General features: G+C 41.1%; 17 protein-coding genes and 1 pseudogene. All 18 read right to left on the reverse strand.

Annotated elements, in window-relative coordinates; translation table 11 throughout:
• Positions 1-2 precede the first annotated feature (2 nt).
• The 18 genes and pseudogenes from UB32_RS12570 to UB32_RS12650 all read right to left on the reverse strand — a co-directional run bounded on the left by UB32_RS12570 (position 3) and on the right by UB32_RS12650 (position 19,779).
• Positions 3-914 carry a glycosyltransferase family 2 protein gene (locus UB32_RS12570; RefSeq protein ID WP_044394279.1) on the reverse strand — a complete coding sequence of 304 codons (912 nt, stop codon included), beginning with the start codon at positions 912-914 and terminating at the stop codon, positions 3-5.
• A 17-nt stretch (positions 915-931) separates the two neighbouring features.
• A complete protein-coding gene (locus UB32_RS12575) occupies positions 932-2,047 on the reverse strand; it encodes a glycosyltransferase family 1 protein (RefSeq protein ID WP_052807030.1) in 1,116 nt (371 codons plus the stop codon).
• Positions 2,048-2,057: 10 nt separating this feature from the next.
• Complete coding sequence (locus tag UB32_RS12580) at positions 2,058-3,125, reverse strand: glycosyltransferase (RefSeq protein WP_044394280.1); 1,068 nt, start codon at positions 3,123-3,125, stop codon at positions 2,058-2,060.
• Positions 3,088-4,254 (reverse strand): glycosyltransferase family 4 protein, encoded by a 1,167-nt coding sequence (locus UB32_RS12585; RefSeq protein WP_044394281.1) that lies wholly within the window; start codon positions 4,252-4,254, stop codon positions 3,088-3,090. The genes UB32_RS12580 and UB32_RS12585 overlap by 38 nt, the downstream gene beginning before the upstream one ends.
• A gap of 11 nt (positions 4,255-4,265) precedes the next feature.
• Positions 4,266-6,092, reverse strand: a complete 1,827-nt coding sequence (locus UB32_RS12590) for a polysaccharide biosynthesis protein (protein WP_044394283.1) — start codon at positions 6,090-6,092, stop codon at positions 4,266-4,268.
• Positions 6,093-6,183: 91 nt separating this feature from the next.
• Positions 6,184-6,312 (reverse strand): annotated as a pseudogene (locus UB32_RS20860) (IS91 family transposase); the annotation flags it as partial.
• A gap of 187 nt (positions 6,313-6,499) precedes the next feature.
• A complete protein-coding gene (locus tag UB32_RS12600; RefSeq protein ID WP_241768503.1) occupies positions 6,500-7,156 on the reverse strand; it encodes a CpsD/CapB family tyrosine-protein kinase in 657 nt (218 codons plus the stop codon).
• Positions 7,137-7,856 carry a YveK family protein gene (locus tag UB32_RS12605; protein ID WP_044394286.1) on the reverse strand — a complete coding sequence of 240 codons (720 nt, stop codon included), beginning with the start codon at positions 7,854-7,856 and terminating at the stop codon, positions 7,137-7,139. The genes UB32_RS12600 and UB32_RS12605 overlap by 20 nt, the downstream gene beginning before the upstream one ends.
• A gap of 138 nt (positions 7,857-7,994) precedes the next feature.
• The gene (locus tag UB32_RS12610; protein WP_044394287.1) at positions 7,995-9,794 is read right to left on the reverse strand and encodes an ABC transporter ATP-binding protein; all 1,800 of its coding nucleotides are present in this window, start codon (positions 9,792-9,794) and stop codon (positions 7,995-7,997) included.
• A 13-nt stretch (positions 9,795-9,807) separates the two neighbouring features.
• Positions 9,808-10,977 (reverse strand): nucleotidyltransferase domain-containing protein, encoded by a 1,170-nt coding sequence (locus tag UB32_RS12615; RefSeq protein WP_044394288.1) that lies wholly within the window; start codon positions 10,975-10,977, stop codon positions 9,808-9,810.
• A 10-nt stretch (positions 10,978-10,987) separates the two neighbouring features.
• The gene (locus tag UB32_RS12620) at positions 10,988-11,443 is read right to left on the reverse strand and encodes a lasso peptide biosynthesis B2 protein (RefSeq protein ID WP_044394289.1); all 456 of its coding nucleotides are present in this window, start codon (positions 11,441-11,443) and stop codon (positions 10,988-10,990) included.
• A gap of 15 nt (positions 11,444-11,458) precedes the next feature.
• Positions 11,459-11,752, reverse strand: a complete 294-nt coding sequence (locus UB32_RS12625) for a lasso peptide biosynthesis PqqD family chaperone (RefSeq protein ID WP_044394290.1) — start codon at positions 11,750-11,752, stop codon at positions 11,459-11,461.
• On the reverse strand, positions 11,740-12,684 hold the full coding sequence (locus tag UB32_RS12630) for an aldolase (RefSeq protein ID WP_044394291.1): 945 nt from the start codon (positions 12,682-12,684) through the stop codon (positions 11,740-11,742). The genes UB32_RS12625 and UB32_RS12630 overlap by 13 nt, the downstream gene beginning before the upstream one ends.
• Before the next feature lie 110 nt (positions 12,685-12,794).
• Positions 12,795-12,929, reverse strand: coding sequence for a paeninodin family lasso peptide (locus tag UB32_RS19850; RefSeq protein WP_198528198.1), 135 nt, complete (start codon positions 12,927-12,929; stop codon positions 12,795-12,797).
• Positions 12,883-14,880 carry a lasso peptide isopeptide bond-forming cyclase gene (locus UB32_RS12635; protein WP_084221832.1) on the reverse strand — a complete coding sequence of 666 codons (1,998 nt, stop codon included), beginning with the start codon at positions 14,878-14,880 and terminating at the stop codon, positions 12,883-12,885. Before UB32_RS12635 ends, UB32_RS19850 begins: the two co-directional genes overlap by 47 nt.
• A gap of 262 nt (positions 14,881-15,142) precedes the next feature.
• A complete protein-coding gene (locus tag UB32_RS12640; protein WP_052807031.1) occupies positions 15,143-17,524 on the reverse strand; it encodes an immune inhibitor A domain-containing protein in 2,382 nt (793 codons plus the stop codon).
• Between the two features lie 219 nt (positions 17,525-17,743).
• The gene (locus UB32_RS12645) at positions 17,744-19,411 is read right to left on the reverse strand and encodes an acyl-CoA dehydrogenase family protein (RefSeq protein WP_044394292.1); all 1,668 of its coding nucleotides are present in this window, start codon (positions 19,409-19,411) and stop codon (positions 17,744-17,746) included.
• The gene (locus UB32_RS12650; protein ID WP_128721545.1) at positions 19,408-19,779 is read right to left on the reverse strand and encodes a MerR family transcriptional regulator; all 372 of its coding nucleotides are present in this window, start codon (positions 19,777-19,779) and stop codon (positions 19,408-19,410) included. The genes UB32_RS12645 and UB32_RS12650 overlap by 4 nt, the downstream gene beginning before the upstream one ends.
• Positions 19,780-20,073 lie beyond the last annotated feature (294 nt).

The following is a 20,073-nucleotide window of genomic DNA, read 5'->3' on the forward strand; positions in this document are numbered from 1 at the left end:
TGTTATATCCTTTCAGCTGCTTCTGGGACAGATAGTTTATTTGTCCTTTGAATGTAAAAATAGAGGATGACCCCAAATGGCACAGACAGTAATGTTGTGACCAATTTTGGGGAGTCATATAAAAACCGGGAATTTTTCACCATCAAATTACTTGATACATAATGAATAGATTCTCTGAATTCCTCCCGAAAATTGGGCGCATATTCCATTGCCACCCTCCTGAAAAAAGAGAAACCCATTGGGTTCTTCTTGTATTGACTCATCATATTCAGGCTGGAGCCATCTGACAAATACTCGACATGACACAGAATTTCATTCATGATCAGCAAAGGAAGCTGCTGGTCGATCAAAATATATTTATAGCTTAAGGGACAATACCTTTCTCCTGGAAATAAAGGATATGGCGGAGTATTTTTCATAAGGTCGGTTCTGTATACCAGTTTTTTATCGCCTTTTACTTTATGCACACTATAAAGCTCTCCCAGTTTTGCTGCTTTCAGACTCTCAGGCATTTTTGTTCCAATTACTTGTCCGGAATGATTTGCATCGAGTCCAACAATTCCCGCATATTCATGACTTCCATATTTTTCCCAAAAAGAAAGAATTTTCCCTACAGCATCATCGGGCATATAATCATCTGAATCGATGCATACATTCAGCTCCGTATCAATTAGCGAATAGGCGGTATTATGCGCACCATGCATTCCTTGGTTTTCTTGAAAGTGATACTTTATAGTTAGTTGACCTTGATTGATCCAGTGTTCGACCAAGTCCCTAGTGTCGTCAGCAGATCCGTCATCAATAATCAGCCAAATAAACTCTTTACAAGTTTGCCTTAATAGACTTTCATAACATAGATGAAGCGTATAAGCACGATTATAGGTTGGGGTAAATACCGTCAAAATTGGGCGCATATTCCTGTCCTCCATGATTATTTTGCTTCTTCATAGTATTCGATATAAAAATCTGTCAGCCATTTGGACATCGTGGCAGTATTATACCCATTCACACTTATTAATTCTTCTGTATCAGCATGTTCATAGGAAGAAGACAAGATCTCTCTCGCCCATGTCTCGGGTGCTTCCTTTAAGCTTAAAAATTCCACTCTGCCTGTAATATCACTTTCGCTTGTAATTGTATCTGCCACGATGCAATTCAATCCGGCAGCTTGTGCCTCGACAAGCACTACCGGAAGTCCTTCAAATAACGACGGAAAAACGAAGATGTCCATCGCGTGCATCAGGCTGTTGATGTCACTTCTTACTCCAAGGAATTTCACTTTGGCTTGCAGTCCAAGCAATGTCACCTTATTTTCTATCTTTCTGCGTAAAGGGCCGTCACCTGCCAGCAACAGGATGGCGTCCTGGTCCAAATTTGAAACAGCTTTAAATATATCAAGTAAGAAATCGTGATTTTTTTGTTTCGTAAATCTGCCTATATGTCCAATAACCAGTTCGTTTTTGATAGCTAATTCTTCTCTTATTTTCTTCCGCGTTTCCGCGTTATATTTAAACTCTTCCGCATTCACCGCATTATTTAAAACAACCAGTTCGTTCGTATTTGCCACTCTCTCGCTAAACAGCCATTTGCCCGCATTTTTGGAACAAGCAAAATACTTGTTCGGATGATCCTTCATACTGGCACGGGCATAAAGTCTAAATGGGAATTTCATGTCCAGCTTAAGATCACTAAGATGACTATGAGCGATTCTGCAAGGAACTCCATTTCTTTTAGCAGCTCTCAAAACAAAACTGCTATTCTCGTTAATATGCGAATGGACTACTTTATACTCTCTATGGGTCTGAAAAAATGCCTCTAGCTTGTTAAAGTAAATTTGATAGTTTCCAGGTTTGATTTTGGGCATTTTGATTATTTTTCCACCCATCTCGGTAATTTCCTCATCATAGTGCCCCTTTTCCTCCCTGTGCACCATAAAATCAAATTGAATTTTGCTTCGATCGATTCGCCGATAGTAATTCATCAGCATCGTTTCGAGGCCGCCTCTATTCATCACCGTCACTACTTGAAGCACTCTTATTGGTTTCACGAGATCCTCCTTATCTTATTAGCTTCCTGAATCCATCCATACCGTTTAGCAAGAAATATAGGCCAATCGCTGATCGGATTTTTGCGCAAAAATAAAACGTTCTCCAAACAATCGGAAAAGATGATAACTCCAATTCTTGAAAAGACCGTTTCATTTGGTCATGATTGACAATCGCTTTTAACTTTTTTATCTTGATTAAGGCGGAACTTTGATGGTTCTGACTGATGGTATTTAGTCCCAGTCCCATGATATTCATGCACTTCCGATTATTAAGAGCTGTATAATAAGGTTCCTGCAATTTTTTTTCCTCCAAAAATTGTTCGATCAGCCGGTAAAGATTTAACCATTGCTCCATCAGATTTGGTTTATAGCCAGAAGTAACGGAAGCAGAATTTACACGCCAGTAATGATAGTACGGTTCATTTATAAATACAAATGTGTTTGCATGGTAAAGGACTTGAATATTAAACAGGGAATCCTCATTTGTCCCAATGATCTGTAAGTCTGTAAAAAGCACGCCATTTGTCTTTACTAGATCTGCCCGGTACAGCTTAGACCATACCGTCCCCCAAGCATCTAGCAGTTCAGGATTTCTTACTTCTTCCTTTAAAGGTCCGATCAAACGTCTTACTACCTTTTCGTTTACTTCTCCACCTGTATAGATTACTCGCTCAGGTACATCAAATACTTTCGCCTTCGAATGTGTTCCAAACTCCCTCAGATAAGAACACATCACCACTTCTGCGTTGTTTTCCATCGCTTGCGCAAGCAAGCTTTCATACATGTTTCTATCCACCCAATCATCCGGATCAACGAACCCAATAAACTTCCCAACAGCTTTTTGAATTCCTTTGTTGCGTGCAGCAGAAACCCCGCTATTCGGCTGATTTATGATTTTTATCCGGCTATCCTTCGCAGCATACTTCTCTAAAATTCCCAGACTGTTGTCGGTAGAGCCATCATTCACAGCGATGATTTCGATATTGTTCAGCGTTTGCTTCATCAAGCTGTCCAGGCATCTGGCTAAATACGCCTCCATATTATAAATAGGCACGATAATGCTGATTGCTGGTTTCATCCGCTTCCTCCACCATAAAATGATCGTAAAGCTTGCTCATTTCCCTGCCTACTCTGTCACCGGAAAAAAGATTGGCCCTAATCATACTTTGTATTCCCAGTTCCTCTCTCAAGTTCGTGGAATGAAATAATTCCTGAACCCTTCTGCTGAACTCAACAGCATTGTGCGGAGAAACCAGGAAGCCATTTTGATTGTTTATCACCAGTTCGTTATGCCCCCGATTGCTGCTCGCAACAATCGGAAGTCCAGCAGCCATGGCCTCCAAGATATTGACCGGAAGTCCCTCACGTAAACTGGAAGCTACTGCGACATCCGAAATTTGCAGCAGTTCCACAATATCCTTCCTAAAGCCTAGAAAATCGACCCGATCGCGAACTCCAAGTGATTCTGCCAGACTTTTACACTCCTGAAGCATTGCTCCTTCCCCTGCCAAAAGTAGTTTTGCAGTTGGCACATCCTCTTTTATCAACGCCAATGCTTGTATTAGCAGCTGCTGATTTTTATTTTTGTTAAATTCGGCAGCGTAAAAAAGCAAAAAATCGCCAACTTGATAACCGTAGGCGATTCTTAATTTTTCTTTATATGCTTTTTCCACAGGTTTGAATCTCTGGACATCTACCCCTACCCCGTGAACATGCTCAATGTTTTTGGCTTTAAACCTATGCTGAACTGCCCGCCGGTAATCTTCCTCATTTATCGTAATCAGGCAATCCGTATTTGTGGCAAGCCATTTTTCAACTGGGTAATAGATCAACCAGTTTTGCAGCGGTGCCCCATGGCAAAAATGGAAACCATGAGCCGTATAGATCACTTTTGTACCATTCTTCCGCGCTTCCCTGGCAGCAAGCCTCGCCAGTGCCCCGCCAACCGGAGTATGGCAATGAATCATTTCATATTGATTCGTGTTCATAATTCTTTTTAATTCTTTATACGCTTTAAGATTACTTGCACTGATTGGTGATCTAGATATAGATAAGTTGTATTTATGGTCAACGTACGGGAGCGGCAGATCACCGTTTGCAGCAACATGTACTTCCCAACCTTGCTCTTTAAACCATTTCAGATAAGGCAAATGAAATGCTTTAAAATGATAATCTACGGTCGCGCAAAAGAGAATCTTTCTTTTCATCTTCATTCCCCCTAACTCGAAATTGACATGATTGGTTTAGCCTCTGTTTTCTTATTGGCAATCGATAAAACCAATGCGCGAATTTGTTCTTTGTCCATGTTTTCATAATGATCAATCAAGTATTCAATGTCGTTCATAAACAGATTTGCCGTTTTGCCAATATAAATTTTCGGAAACACCTGAGGTTCATGGACTTCTTCCGCATTCAAGAGTTCCTCGAATAATTTTTCACCTGGTCTAATTCCAGAATATTCAATGCCGATTTCCTCCACTGTATACCCAGATAGCTTTATTAAGTTTTTAGCCAAATCCACAATTCTTACCGGTTCCCCCATATCTAGGACAAAAATCTCTCCGCCTTTGGCCAATGAACCAGCTTGCAAAACAAGCCTTGATGCTTCTGGGATTGTCATGAAATACCGAACCATATCGGGATGAGTTACGGTAATCGGGCCGCCTCTTTCAATTTGTTTTTTGAAAAGAGGAATGACACTTCCTCTGCTTCCTAATACATTGCCAAACCTGACTGCCACAAATTTGGTTGCGCTCGTTTCATCAAAATGCTGGATGATCATTTCTGCTAACCTTTTTGTAGCACCCATTACACTGGTTGGATTAACAGCCTTATCAGACGAAATCATTACAAAAGTTTTCACCCCATGCCAGCTAGCAGCGTTTGCTGCATTTAATGTCCCAATCACATTATTTTTCACTGCTTCCTCAGGATTTCTTTCCATTAACGGCACGTGTTTATGGGCCGCTGCATGGTAAACAACATCTGGCTGATGCCTCTCCATTACGGACATCATTTTCTTTGCATCCTGCAGCTCTGCGATCTCGGGGATAATTTCCATAGTGGCATTGCCGTGCGCCATTTTTAATTCAGTTTCAATGGAATAAATGCTGTTTTCACCATGTCCAAGTACTATTATTTTTTTAGGATGGAAATTCGCGATTTGCCTGCATATTTCCGAACCAATCGAACCGCCAGCACCTGTCACCAAGACCACTTTTTCGCTAATATATTGAGAAATGCTATCGATGTTCAAATGAACGGGTTCCCTGCCAAGAAGATCTTCCACCTGAACATCCCGAAACTGGTTAACGGAAACTTTTCCAGTCATTAAATCCTCCAGCATTGGGATGATTTGCGTTTTTGCATCCGTCTTCGCACATTCCTGGAAAATGGTATTCAATTCTTTTTTGTGCAAAGATGGGATGGCGATGACGATATTTTCTATCTGATATTGTTCCACTGCTTTCACAATCTGTTCCGTTCCTCCAATCACCGGAACTCCTAAAATGTCCAAATGATGCTTTTTGCGGTCATCATCAATAAAAGCAATTGGTTTTAGCGATGTGTCATTATTTTTGATTAGCTGTCTTGCTACCATTGTCCCTGCAGAACCCGCTCCAATAATTAATGTTCTGAATTTTTTATCATCTTTTTGCATGATCGAATCCCGAAAGATTCTCCAGCAAAACCTGGACCCACCAATCAGCAAAATATGGAGAAGCCCAGTAACGGTTAACAATCTGATATTGACTTGGTCCAGCATCATCAGCTGAAACAGCAGCGCTATACTAATAGAAGCAACCGCGGTTTTCAGGATGATGATAAGCTCCCCTGTGCTGGCGTATTCCCATGCCTTCTTATATAGCTTAAAATGAAAAGACAAAGAATGATGGCTTAGCAGGATCACAATTGCGGTAAAAAGAATGGGCAGGGTAACCATATCCAAATTGCCGCCAATCAGAACATGGCTAACAAAGATAGCCGCTAACACAATGAACGAATCAATAATAATAAACATAGAAAGCCTTTGTTTGTAGGTCATAATTCTCCTCCTTTCTAAATTAAAAAATAAGAAAAACCGGGCAAACTGCGCCTGGTCCTTTTTCGTTTGGCGGATCATCGGGGCTGTTGATCTTAAAAGTCTCGTATTGACCGTCATATGCCTCCATCCGATTTAACCCTATAGCAGATCGACGAATATAACGACCAATATGCCGCAATTGTTCCTTCTCATTCCCTTTTTGTTTCGGGGCAAATATATATAAAAGATAGGGCATTTAACCCCTCCTCACATCATACTCTCGACGACCAGAGCGTCTAAGGTCTTTTTATAACCCACAGCATGACCGAGTGCCTCCTTAGATAACGGCTAGGAGACATCACCGTATTGTTTCATAACGCACAAAATATTCTTAATAAAGAACAATGGTGGTAAAAAAAACCGCTGATCTACATGTCATACAATATGACTCCGAACAGATTAACCTTTGCAAACTCTAAAGCCTTTTTCGCTTCCACCGCTTTTTCGATCTCCGTTTTCCCTTGGCTAATTACCAATATTACCCCATCACTTTTATGAGCCAGCAGTTTCGTATCGGTAACATCCAGGATCGGCGGTGAATCCACCAATATAAAATCATATTCCTCTAATGCTTGTTGCAAGACTTTATACAAAGAATCCGATCCGATTAGTTCAGCAGGATGCGATGCCATCTGACCGCTAGTTAGAATAGCTAGGCTGCCTATATCTGTTGGGATAATCGCTTCTTCCAAACGAATCTTTCCCGATAATACTTCTGTTAGTCCGACTGTATTTTCTTTCTTAAAAATGAAATGAATGGCGGGCTCCCTTAGGTTTGCATCTACTAGCAGGACCTTTTCCTTTTGTTGTGCCATAGATACAGCAAGATTAGCAGTTGTCGTTGTTTTCCCTTCATGGGAGCCAGGCGAAGTAATCAAAATAATACTTTTTTTTCCTTCTGTTAAAAAATGTATATTCGTCCGAAGCGTTCTAAACTGTTCCGAAATAATCGATTCCGGATTGGAGAAGGTGATTAAATTTCTTTTTGGGGCACTCATTCTATTTTTACGTTTGCCTCTTAACACTCCATTCACCTCCGGAGGAAACAGATTCAAAATGATGCTGTTTCGTATTCTTTTTGTTCATTTTAGATATTTTCCCTATGACTGGAAGGTCCAAAAACGCTTCGACATCCTTCTCTGATTTAATCGTTTCATCCAGAGAGTCGAGAAAAAAAGCAAAGCCGATTCCTGCCACTATCCCGAAAATAAAGGCGATGATGATGGTTCTGTTTCCATTGACATCACCATTTATCGGTTTGGACTGTATTTCTGCTGAAGACAAAATATTAACCTGATCAAAATTCATGATTTTTGGAACTTCATCCTTGAACACTGCTGCAACCGTATTGGCAATTTTTGAAGCACGCTCAGGGGAAGAATCAACAACACTTATACTTACTACTTGAGATTCGTCGAGGCGCAGTACATTGATTTGATTCGCTAGCGATTCAGGATCTTGATTTAGCGCCAATTTTTCGACAACTTTTTCTAAAATAATCCTATCTTTAATAATCACTTGCAGGGTATTCATATCTGCTTCTTCGCCTAAGATGATTTTTGCAGTAGTTTCGTATACTGGTGTAGGAACAGTAAGGGAGCTATAAACAATCCCAGCAATAGTTGATAAGGCGATGATGACTAAAATCACCCAAACTCTTTTCTTTAAAGTTGCCAAAAGTTCCTTGATGTTGATGTCCTTCGCTAAAGCATTTTTTTCATTCATTATTCAACCACCTTATTTTCTGGTCGTTCTAGATAAAGAACATTAACCGCAAAAAAAATTAATTTTGTTGACTTTTCATTCGCTATTCTTATTTTAGTTCTGTATAAAGAACGTGTCAAGAACAAATTTTCTAAATTCTTAATTTACTGCTTCCATTTGCCTTTTTAAGAGAGTTCCGAACATCCCTTTTTGTTCTGATGCCAATTGGGAAAAGGCACCTTGTTGGATCACTCTTCCCTTATCTAACACGATGACCTGATCGGCATTTTTTATCGTTGACAATCGATGGGCAATCACAATGATTGTCATTTGGCCTTTTAATTTTTCAATAGCAGCCTGGATTTTCGCTTCATTTTCCCCATCGAGTGCGCTTGTTGCTTCATCCAACACTAGAATAGTTGGTTTTTTTAAGATGGCTCTTGCTAATACAAGCCGCTGCCTTTCCCCGCCGGACAATTTTATTCCTCTATCGCCAATCTGAGTATCCAACCCATCTGGCAGCCTTCTTACAAAATCGGCAGCTGCTGAAAATTCCAGTGCTTCCCATATATCCCCTTCTTCGGCCCCCGGTTTTATTAATAGCAGATTATCTCTAACACTAGCATTAAATAGAAAAGGATCTTGTGAGACATAACTAACTGACTTTCTAAAAGAAAGCAAGTTGCAGCTTTCCAACGGTGTTTTATCGATCAGGACGAATCCGCGTTCCGGTTTATTTAATCCCATTAATAAATCAATTAAAGTGCTTTTCCCTGCTCCGGAACTGCCAACAATTGCTGTCATCGTGTTTTTTTTGATCTTTATATTGATTTCATGTAATGCATAGGATTTTTCGGTCTTTTTATAGCGAAAGTAGACGGACCGACACTCCATGTCCTGTTTCATCTCTATAGGTTGGACCCCTTCCCCCTCCAATAGGCCAAACTCCTTAGCCGCTAGACATTCATTTTGCAATTCCATTAACGATTGAAAGGAAGGAAGCACTTCTCCTAGCTTTTCCAAACTCGATTGGATTGCAAAAAATCTTGGCCAGATTCGGGAAAAGATAACCAGAATTAACAGTAATTCCGCCGGATTTGCAGAAAAGATACTGATCGCTGCAAATGCAAACAAAGTGATCAAAAACGCGGAAACTATTTTATAAATAAGCTGTGATTTCGATCTTAGCTTCGCCAAATCAACCATGTTTTCTTCCATGCTGCCGTTTAAATCCTCAAACCATTTAATATGCTGTTTTTCCAAACTATTGCTCTTAATATCTTTAATCCCATTAAAATGGTCGGTAATTCCCCCCATGAACCGTTTGGATAAAGTTAGGGTTCGATCGCCATACAAACTCGATTGCTGTATGAATTTGCGACTGAATAAAAGAAGGACCAATCCAGCTATCATCACAAAAACAGTGATCTTGGCGGAAAGCCACAAAGCAAACGCTATTTGAATAAAGGAAAATACAAAAGAGGCGACAAACTGCAAAACCAAGTTCGTACCTGAACTTACTCTTGCTATTTCCGTTAACATGGAATTTGTAATATCTGATTTTCGCTTTTTTAAAAAATATTCCCAATTGGCGGTGATAAGATGCTTATAGGTCTCTTCTCTTAAATGACGAATGAAACCCTGCTGAATTCTTGTATTTAAAATAGTCTGATTTCTTTGGAAGAACCCTTGCCCAATGATAATCAGGACATAGATGAACAAGATGAGCAGAAAGCTTACCGTCTCTGGCAATCCACTAAAAAATTTTTCAATGGAAGAAATGATGGAGGAATCATTCCAATCATTTTTTATCATTCCTGTGAGTCCTGTCAGCGGAATAAGCATAAAGATCCCAAAACTTTCAAACAAAGTGATGAACACCATGCTCATCAGGTTAAAATAAAGAATGATTCCCGACTGGTCATGAATCTTTTTCAGAAAAAATAAAGCATACTTCATAACGGGTTTCCTCCTATGACAAGGCATGTTTCCTTGTCTTTCTCCATGCCCAAAGAAATGGACGCAGCGGAAAATATAAAACGTGCAGGTACTTAGGTAATGGCAAAGTAGCCAAGTCTGTATGGTAAGGATAAAGTGTACTAATTGCATAAAGTAGTTTTTGCGGAAAGGACATTAAAGAAAACAGATGGCGCTTATGGTAATCGAAAACCTCTGGAGGCAATGAGTTTGAGTGCAAATTAACTTGATTATGAAGATAAAAAAAAGCTTGTTCGGCAAGGATGCTTGCTTGCGGTTCATCGAGCATCCAGGTCAGTTCTTTCGGGATTTTCGTATCGAACAACTGCGTCGACAATATCGCCGCTTGGCCGCCAATCTTCAAACTATGAAACTTCTTTAATAAAGAATGTAAAATACCCCCATCGATTTTTTGCTGCAGCAATTGATGGATGTCAAGCAGCCATCTAATTCTTGACCATCCGTGCCGGGAACCATGGGTTACAAGGAAGAAAAATAAGTCTTCCTTACCCAAGTAATAGACAGGGGTTCTTAAAAAATCCGATTTTCTTTTCCTGCTCCATAGTTCCGTAAAGCTTGGTTCTTTGCCTGGACCAGGATGCAGCCTCCAATGAACTTCTAATTTCAGCCCTTTCGCTGGATGATAATAGGTGACATGATGATGCCGCCACTTCCAATCGCCTAAGACAGAAAGGATATAATCATCCTTTTGATACCCTTCACGGATTAGGATGCCATTCAGCCTTTCTAAATCAGCGATTGGGATGAGAATATCTAAATCGCACGAAGTTCTTAAGGAAATATCACCATATAGCTCAATCGCCAGCACTGGGCCTTTCAAAAACAGCAACGGAATCGTGCTTTCGGTACAAAGTCTGTTAACAAACTCCATTTCTTGACATAACTGCATCATCTGAAATGTATTGGACCGGTAAGCATGCTCCAAAACAGCAAATACATTAGGAGGAATTATATGCTCATTCTGACTTTTTATCATTTTATATAAGATCGGATAAACGCGGTGATGGAAAGCCAACTCTAGGAAGAAATCCCAATCCATATTTAATAATTCTTGATCTTGCCCTGTACGTGATGAAAGCAATGAAAATAGAACTGTTAATTCTTTCGGTAATTTTTCCATTTCAAGATTGGGGTTGTTGTTCATTTTGCTCTCCTTAAACTTTCCGGCTATAAGTTTTAGCAAAACAGCCTATCTTAGTAAACTTGTGCTTTTCTTCTGCACCAGTAAGTATATACGGGCCACTTCTCAGCCATGCATGAGCAGTGAATTGGCCCTTTTCATCTTTTGCTGTCCCTAAGTATAAGGTAGTATCGATATTCCTTCTCCCAAGCATTTTCATAGCTGCAATCGCCTTGACGAGACATTGACTTTCCCAAAATGTATATTTGCTCATAATCGTAACCGCTTGAGAAATCTGTTTAACGATTTTTCTTTCTGTTTCATTATTTTCAAGTGAAGATTCACACATTTGCTCCCCTAATATTGGAGCAATTTTCCCAAAAGGAAGAAATTTCAGCATCCTCGCCCAAGCTAAAAAAACAAATGCCTCTAGAAAAAGAAGCCTTGTATGTCGATCGTATGAATGAAAAAAGATCTTAACCTTATTCACTGGTTCAAATTCCTTTCATCCTTTTATTTGGACTAATCCCTCGTTCACTAAACTTTCCATAAAAGCAAAAACTTGCAGCTCACATTCTTGTTTGCTGATTTCATATTCAGCAGTAAGCCTAGCAATTACCTCTTCCATTAAAACAGGGAGTTTTATAAGATCCCAAATATATCCGCCTATCTCCCCTAAATTATAGTATTTACTATTTTCTATGCTCATCATTACTTTATCTCCGGCCATGTCACTAACAATGTTTCCTGGACTTTGAGTGACGATGGTGGTGCTGCTCCATTTTTTCATGCTTCCCATATTAGTTGCTCCTCTTTTATCGTTTCTAAAATAAGTTCCGCTAACTGCGGAGCTGTAAAGCCTGTCGCAGGACGTTTTATTTGATAAAACTGAACCTTTTCCACCATTTTTGCGGAAACGGAAAAATGCCAGCCCACTAACCCTAATGGTTTTATAAATATATGGCGGTATGTATGGGCAAATAATGTATTAAAGCGTTCAAGTCCAACCACAGGGGAAAATTCGATCCTTTGTTGGTCTTTTTTTATTAACTCAAATACACCTGCAAGCGGGAGCACTTCTTCCGAGAATTTGGTTGCGACCGGAATTAAATATTTATTTTCTCTTTTGTAAATCGAATGATACTCTCTTGCGTTCATACCAAAGTGATTCAGACTTTCTGCCCATAATTTCTGTTGAGGATAGGAAGGGGTCACATAAGGCAAGCCATCTTCCAAGGAAATCGAAACCGGGATGACATCGTCGCTTAACAGATCAAACCCCTTCTCCAACAGGGCGGTTGCCAATGTTGATTTTCCTGCGCCAGAATCACCAATAAATGCATAAACCTTTCCGTCAACAGAAACTGCACTTCCATGTAATGGAAGGATCTTTCTTTGGAGCAATATCGCTCCCATGCATGTTCCGAGGATGTAAAGCCTTATTTGTGCAGGGTCAGCTCCTGGCCACGGCGAGACGATAATTTCCTTCCCATTCTTAATAAGGAAAATTGCTACGTTAGGAAGCTGGAATAGCACGTAGTTTTCTTTGACTTTAAAACTGTAGGGATGGATTCCTAGATCAGTCCATGTTTTCGAAAGATCTTCGCTTGTCACTGTCACGTCTGCTTCATCGGTTAGACAAACTGTTATTGGTAATTCTGGTAGAGGAACATCACTTATGATTGATAACCCAAACGCTCTATATCTCCATCTTTTCATGGTGTCTGCCATCCTTTTCACTCCATACTTTTGCTATAATAGTAATGAGCGGAAAAGCCCTCATACTTGTTCGGTATAAGGGCAGTATTCCATTGTAGTTGCTAATCTTCCAGTCGAATTATTTAAGATGCATGGTGATTACCAAAATTTGGTTGGTTATCAACATACGCCTCATCCTGCCACCCTTCAAGTGAAGCTGCTGCAGTCCTATTAATATCTAAGACTTCCAATGCTGGTGTTTTCCACTCTTTTTTCATCAAAATCACCTCCCTTCAATTTTTTTAAAAACCTGTATACAATCAAACTCCTCATTAGCATCCTATACTCTGAATCGATAGCTGCTTCTGGGTACGGAACCTCACTTACTTTTGCTATATAGTTTTTAATTATGTCCCGATCTAAAAATTCGAAAATCGTTTGGTCCTTTTCCATTTCGCTAAGTTCTCTTCGAAATTCATCCCAGGTGGAGGACATCCGGTGAACCCAGTCCACCCCTTGTATTCCTCTGATATTTTGGTTTAAACGGACCTTGTCTGGCAACATCCCCTTTGTCGCTCTGCGAATCAGGGCTCGATCCATTCCATTTTGTACATATTGATCTTCTGGAAGGGCCAAGCAAAATTGGATGACACGTTTGTCATTTGTAGGATCCCGTTTCCACAAGCGGTTTTCAAGCGATAGCTTCGTACCAATTGTATTCGTTGCATTCCAATGAAATAATTCTTCAAAATGGAGCTTTCTAGCTTCGTAAATATTCGGAACAGAAGTACCGGAAACAGACATCCCGTGTTCCTTCAACATTGGAAACACTGCTGTTCTTTTGGCAAGCTCTGAATTAATTATTACAGGAAAGTGGATATTCCCTTCTCGTTTTAGAAATTTGTATACGTTTGGGAAGGCGAGCTTTCTAGTATATAAAAATAATTCATACTGTTTAACGCCAACTCTTTTGCTGTACTTTTTTAGCTCTCGTGCGTAACGAATTATTTGCAATCTACTTAATAGCGCTGCATAATGATCTAATGCAGAACCCCATGAAACAGTGAGATTCCCTCTGCCCCCATTCAGGAGAACTCCTACCTCTTCCTCGCGGGCTTTCTCAAATATTCCTTTTAACCAGATAGAGTTTTCAAAAAACTTATACGGCATTTCCATCGTATCCAACACAGCATCGATATCTGTGAACGGGCTTTTTCCTTTAAAATCCAAGTAATGATCCGTTATGTTTCCAACGTAGTTTACCGTAGATTGAATGAATGGCCGCTCATCAGCAATCCTGTTATCGGGCACAAAATCCATTACGAAATCATCGGTTGGGACATAACTAAAGGTGTGTAGCTGTTTCCCTTCTGCCTTTAAATGCTTTACGGCAAAACTAACTACTGATCCTGAGTCTAGTCCACCACTTAAATGGGAACCAACCTTTCGGTGCGTTCGCAGCCTCGAGGATACTGCTGATTGAAAAACATCACGGAAAGCCTCCAAATATTCTTCATTTGTTTTTAAATGGAGCTTTTTCTCAGGCTCTAAGTGGCAATATCTTGTCATGCTGATCTTATTTTTTTTAATGGATATACTGTGCGATGGTGGCAATTGATTTATTGCTTTATAAACAGTAATGGAGGTGTCTATGGCATCGACTGTTCCGTAAATCGCCAAAAACTCAGCCATCCACTGTTCATTCAATTCCTTCTTAACCTGCGGCAATGTAAACAGCGGCATGATCGTCGTACAAAACGCAAATCTCTCTTCGTCCTTGTAATAATACAAAGTTCTGGACCCAGAGAAATCCCTTGCACCAAACAGTTTCTGGTTTCTCTCATCCCAGATCATATAAGCAAAATCGCCAACTAGATGCTTAGGAGATTCTTCGCCCCATTTATAGTAAGCTAGCAAAAGGAGCTGGCTGTCGGGCATATGCTTTCGTTTTGATCGCTCGACCTGCAGTTTTGCAAACAGTTCTTCTCGGTTATCGATGATGGCATCGGCTGTGATCACGCATTGTCTTTCGGAATCATAGAATGGTTGCTGCTCTCCGACGGATTCTGGCGTGATCCATTGAGCGTGGTTCCCGATGAAGGCATTGTGTTTGTGCCAAACTTGGATATCATCTGCCGGGAATTTTTCAAGGGCTTTCATAATGTTCCTTCCGAGTTCAAAGGGAACCATCTCTTTTCGTAACTGAATGATGCCTACAATTGCGCTCATCTTTTCCTCCTGCTATCAAATATCTTAATAAAGAATCGTTTCGTTCTTTATACAGAACATATGATTAAAATACCATCTCTTTTTGCAAGTGTCAACATGTTCACAGAAATTTTTTTAAAAAAATTTAAATGGTAACGTCTTTACACACAAAAGCTGTCCGAACGTTTATACTAGTTCGGACAGCTTTTTCTTTTTTTTCACACGAAAAGTTTTCAACCTGCGAATGGTTCAAACATCGAGCTAGAAGCGACAAAAAAGAGCTTTACTTATAAATCACGATCGCTCCAACTGACTTATCCTTGGCCTGGCCGTTAACACGAACCTTTAAGCCGTAGCTGTCAATAGCACGCCCAGCATCTGGCATGAATGGGTTAAGGAAGTTATTGCTGTCGTCAAACAATGTCACTCTCTCTTGAGCGTCAAGATTTAGTGACATATCTGGATAAATAAGATCTAATCCAGATGTTGGATTTAAGCCAAATGCTGCATCGGCAATATGATAACGAGTCGATGCTGCTGTTCCGGAGCTCCAATTCAACTGAGTTTGCGGATGTGCGTCCACTACACCAAGGAATCCTTCGCCTGGATGCACTCCTGTCCAGTTGTCGGTGTAGGTTGGGTCAACATACCAAACTACTAACCCGCCATCGTAGCTCATTAACGAGCTTCCGCGGCGAATATTGGCGAGGCCGGTGTCGACACCTTTATGGTTACGCCATTCTAGCAGATAATAATGGTCAGAATACTTATTTCCGTCGGACTTTACGAATCCATTTAAAGCAAATGCCGATGTAGTTTCTGCTCCATCTTCGATAATAGTTTGGCCATCGGCGACAACTTTGATATTGTCGGCGAAGAATCCAGTATTGGAGGTTCCCCAGTCTGTAGCATAGCGTAGACGCAGCTTAATAGTTTGACCTGTATATTCAGATAGGTCAAAGGATTGTGGTTGCCAGCCATTAGAATTTCCTGTGAATCCAGGCATCGACATGAGAATCGTTGGATATCCTTCTGGAACTACGTCTGAACGAGTATTGCCATTCCCTAATGATTTCCAAGTGGATCCGCCATCCGTTGAAACTTGAACGAACGCAAAGTCCCATTGTTCTTCAATGTCGTACCAGGCATCAAATGTTAATGCAACAGATGATTTTCCGGTTAAGTTAACGTCTGTTTCCATGTTTGTATCAATTTCGTCTTGCTGCCCACCCCAGTATTCAAATTCCCCTGCTGCCGGTGTGTTTATCGGCATTGCTTTTTGAGGAAGATTTACTCTGGCAGCAATTGGATTCTTGCCGTTAGGTGAATTCCCCTGATCCAGTAATAATTGCGTTCCTTTTGTAGATACATCTTCCCAATCGATTTCTACCGTATCATTCGCCCAATTCCCACCTAAGTAAGATTGAAAAAATTCTTTGGCAAATGGGGAGAATCCTGTCGGCTCAGTCCCTGGGATCTTTCCCGCCCATGAACCGCTTGCCATAATTGACCAATAGGCAACAGCCTCACCAGTCCCGGAGTATATCGTGTCGTACTCATCTGGAAGTCCTAGATCATGACCATATTCATGCGCGAATACTCCGGTCGCTCCGTCTTCCGGCATCATTGTGTAATCATAGAAACCAGGTTTCCCATTTCCTAGTCCGTCTAGATCGACAAATTTTGCGGACCGGTGAGACCAGATTGCATTATCGCCTAATGAACCGCCGCCTGCTTCCTGCCCAACACCAGAGTGAATAATCATCAGGTGATCGACCAATCCATCCGGTTCCTGTAAATTTCCGTCTCCATCTAAATCATGAGGATCTTCTAGATCATAATCCTCTAATGGAATACCTGCAGCAAGTGCAGCCTTGTAGGTGTCCACTACCAATTGCTTAGAGCCGCCTGGGTTAACATTATCATGGCCTCCATTTGCTCGGTCTGCACCATAAAAGGCTGCGGTACCCGGCACCTTCAGCCAGCCATAAGCCTTCCCTTCAATGGAATACGTTCCTCCAGACTGCTGTTCATAGAATTGCTTCATGGAAACTAATTGATCCCCATTCGGACCTTTCACACCATCAACACCAAAAATCATATCTTCGTAGTGTGATAGAGGGTAATCTTCATAGTAATTATCCGATTCGCCCGGTTTGATATTGTTATGCGGAAAATCAGAGTATTCTACAGAGAGAACAAGAACTTTATCTTCTCTTTTTTCTCCATTGTAGGCGATTTCGCTTACAGGATCAGGATTTCCCTTCAAATGCCCTTTCTTTTCGCCTTTGCCATTCAGCAACCCATTGTTGTAATTTTTGAAGTTCTTCTGTTTTTCCGCCTCAGCCGCTTTTACTTTTGCAGCAAGCGGGTCTGATTCTTTGCTATCTGCCACTTTCCCCTTTAAAGCTAGATAGTTTTTTAGGAACGTTTGCTTTTCTGCTTCGGTGGCATCCTTTGGCAAAAGTCCTCTTTTGATAAAGGACTCCATTAGTTTTTCATCATTGATGATTGCCAAATCGAGTGCGGTTTGCGAATTCTCTTGTTCGGCTTTTGCCTTATGTAAAAAATCCGCTTCCATTGGTGCATACGTACCAGGAAAACCCGCAAATAGGGTGCCCGCAAGTACAACTGATGATAGACTTGTCTTTAAAAGCTTTTTCAAATAATTCCCTCCCTTTTCTTTATTACGGCCGTAATTACATACTATTCCGAAAATTCAAGTAGTACAAGCAAATTCGTTTTGCATTTACTGACATGTACTATCAGCTTATGGTGGATTTTGGAGCATTTGCTTCCCAACTACTCTAAAAAACTACTAAATTCCACATCGTTTTTGATGAATTAAGCGAAACATGTCGAAAAAAACATGGACCGGAATTCTTTAAAAGCTTTTTGCCATCTCGGATAAATGGACAATCTCTTTAAAATAGTCGACGGATTTCATGGTTGATCGAAAAACATATTGGCTTTTCCATGCCTCATCTATATACACTTCCATCACTTTTTCCGCTCTTTTATCCTTACTAGCACCATATTCCAGCGCATTCACACTCTCAAAAATCTTTGCCATTAATTCTGCCACCCGTTTCGAGTGAAAAGTCTTATGGTCAAGTGATGCGGTTTGTAGAGACACCAGCAATTTTTCCAATTGCGCTATTCCATCGCGTACTTGCTCGGGATACGCTCCGTTCATTCCAGCAATCCGCTCGTTCATTTCCTGTAAGAACAATTCGCCGGCACCGAACTTCTCGATCAATCTCAGCACTTCAAGTCCGAGGATATTCGCCGTTCCTTCCCAAACGGTCAGGACTTGTGCATCTCTCAATAATCGAGGCGTAACGAAGTCCTCAATATATCCATTTCCGCCGTGCATTTCGATGGCTTCGTGTGCGAAGTGGACGGCTTGTTCTGCAGTTTCTTTTTTTAAAAGGGCGATGTAGAGTCTGTTTAGAATCACTTCTTCCTCTGTAACTTCTGGTTCGTTTCGCATCACTTTCTCAAACAGCGGCAAATACTTGAATACTGTTCGGGTTTCAATTTCAAGTTTTACAGCCATGTTAGCCAGTGAATCTTTTATCATAGGGAAGTCTGAAAGTTTTTTGCCGAAAGCGTCCCTTTTCGTCGCATACTCTCGAGCTTCGCGATAGGCGCGGCGCATGATCCCAAGTGAGGCAACGGTGTTGCAGACGCGAGAAAGGTTTAGAGCTTCCATCATGTAATAAAAACCTTTTGCTGGATCTCCTACGACATAGGCTTCTGCACCTTCGAACTCGACTTCGGCGGATGGAACTGCCTTGACACCCAGTTTGTCTTTTAGCCTTCGAATCTTGATTCCATTCAGTTTTCCGTCTTCCCGTTTCCATGGCACAGCGAACAATGTAAGCCCTTTCGTTCCGGATGAGGCTCCTTCTTTTCTTGCTAAAACCATTGCGACACCGCACATTCCTGCGTTTGAGGCAAAGTATTTTTCTCCGTAGATCCTGTAGCCATCTGCTGTTTGGAGTGCCTGCACTACGTTTGCGCCGACGTCTGATCCTCCCTGCCGTTCTGTCAAGAAGGTAGCACCTTCATATAAAGTTGTTTCCCCAGTTGATAAAACATGAGGCAGGTACTTCGCTTTTATCTCTGCAGATGCATACTGATCCAATAAATAAGCTGTGGCCATTGTCAATGTAACCGGGCAGTAAAAGCCAGGCTCCGTTTGGGACAGGAGATACCCTTGTGCATAAGAATAAAGGTAGTTTCCGCGACGCCCCAATTCAGGAATTTCCTTATGAACATAGCCGACAATTCCTGTTTTATAGGAATCCTCCACCGTTTTTCGGTAACCGTCATTTACCCATACTTCGGAAATATCATCGCCATAGGCATCGAATTTAATCAGCTTCGGCTGGCCTTCGCGGTCGGTGAACCTGGCGCGCTGATCGATTTCATTGGCACATTTTTCGCCAAAATCCAGCAGTTCTCTATCTGCATACTCGAAAAATTCTTCATCCAAAAGTTCCTTTAGCAATGCCCGAAACTGCGGTTCTTCTTCATAAAAATTCATTCACTTAGCCTCCCTTTGAATTCTGTTACCAGCCTTTCGATTTCTTCCCTGATCTCCACCAGTTCACAAATTCTTTCATTCACTTCTGCGAGTTTTTCTTGTCCATACTGTATCGTTACCTTCAGCTGTTTTTCACCAGTCTGATCCTCGTCGAACAGCAAGATCATTTCCTTTATTTCGTCTAGTGAAAACCCAAACCGCTTCCCGCGAATGATGAGCTTCAAGCGCGTGACGTCTCTCGCATTGTAAATCCTCCGGCCTCCTTCAGTCCGAGATGGCTTCAGCAAACCGAGCTCTTCGTAGTAACGGATTGTCCGAGTTGAAACCCCAAACTGCTCAGCCAAGCCAGAAATCGTATCCATCCGCAAACCCCTCTTTTAACAGAATAATCAGCAAATTTATTATATCATTGACGTTAACGTTAAGAGCAAGAATGATTGCTGGAAGTTGTCAAGAAAACCTTGTTTTTTTGACAACTTGGAGGGTGGAAGGCGCAAAGTTGCAAGAAAAACCGGGCAAACTTCGCCCGGTCTTTTTTTGGTTTGGCTGATCATCGATTTCCACTCCAGACACTCGTTTTCCGTGGGGCGTCAGGTGAGCCTCCTCCTCGCTTCGCTCAAACCTATTCCGATAGCAACCGAGCCTATCACCATCCAAATAAA

Origin of the sequence: Mesobacillus subterraneus (assembly GCF_000934845.1) — a bacterium.
GTDB lineage: Bacteria > Bacillota > Bacilli > Bacillales > Cytobacillaceae > Mesobacillus > Mesobacillus stamsii.

Coding starts and splice junctions, on each gene's coding strand:
- UB32_RS12580 (WP_044394280.1), bottom strand. CDS start 3,125: ATGAAACCAGCAATCAGCATTATCGTGCCTATTTATAATATGGAGGCG.
- UB32_RS19850 (WP_198528198.1), bottom strand. CDS start 12,929: ATGAAAAAAGAGTGGAAAACACCAGCATTGGAAGTCTTAGATATTAAT.
- UB32_RS12625 (WP_044394290.1), bottom strand. CDS start 11,752: ATGGGAAGCATGAAAAAATGGAGCAGCACCACCATCGTCACTCAAAGT.
- UB32_RS12615 (WP_044394288.1), bottom strand. CDS start 10,977: ATGAACAACAACCCCAATCTTGAAATGGAAAAATTACCGAAAGAATTA.
- UB32_RS12610 (WP_044394287.1), bottom strand. CDS start 9,794: ATGAAGTATGCTTTATTTTTTCTGAAAAAGATTCATGACCAGTCGGGA.
- UB32_RS12590 (WP_044394283.1), bottom strand. CDS start 6,092: ATGACCTACAAACAAAGGCTTTCTATGTTTATTATTATTGATTCGTTC.
- UB32_RS12635 (WP_084221832.1), bottom strand. CDS start 14,880: ATGAGCGCAATTGTAGGCATCATTCAGTTACGAAAAGAGATGGTTCCC.
- UB32_RS12605 (WP_044394286.1), bottom strand. CDS start 7,856: ATGAATGAAAAAAATGCTTTAGCGAAGGACATCAACATCAAGGAACTT.
- UB32_RS12630 (WP_044394291.1), bottom strand. CDS start 12,684: ATGGCAGACACCATGAAAAGATGGAGATATAGAGCGTTTGGGTTATCA.
- UB32_RS12570 (WP_044394279.1), bottom strand. CDS start 914: ATGCGCCCAATTTTGACGGTATTTACCCCAACCTATAATCGTGCTTAT.
- UB32_RS12645 (WP_044394292.1), bottom strand. CDS start 19,411: ATGAATTTTTATGAAGAAGAACCGCAGTTTCGGGCATTGCTAAAGGAA.
- UB32_RS12585 (WP_044394281.1), bottom strand. CDS start 4,254: ATGAAAAGAAAGATTCTCTTTTGCGCGACCGTAGATTATCATTTTAAA.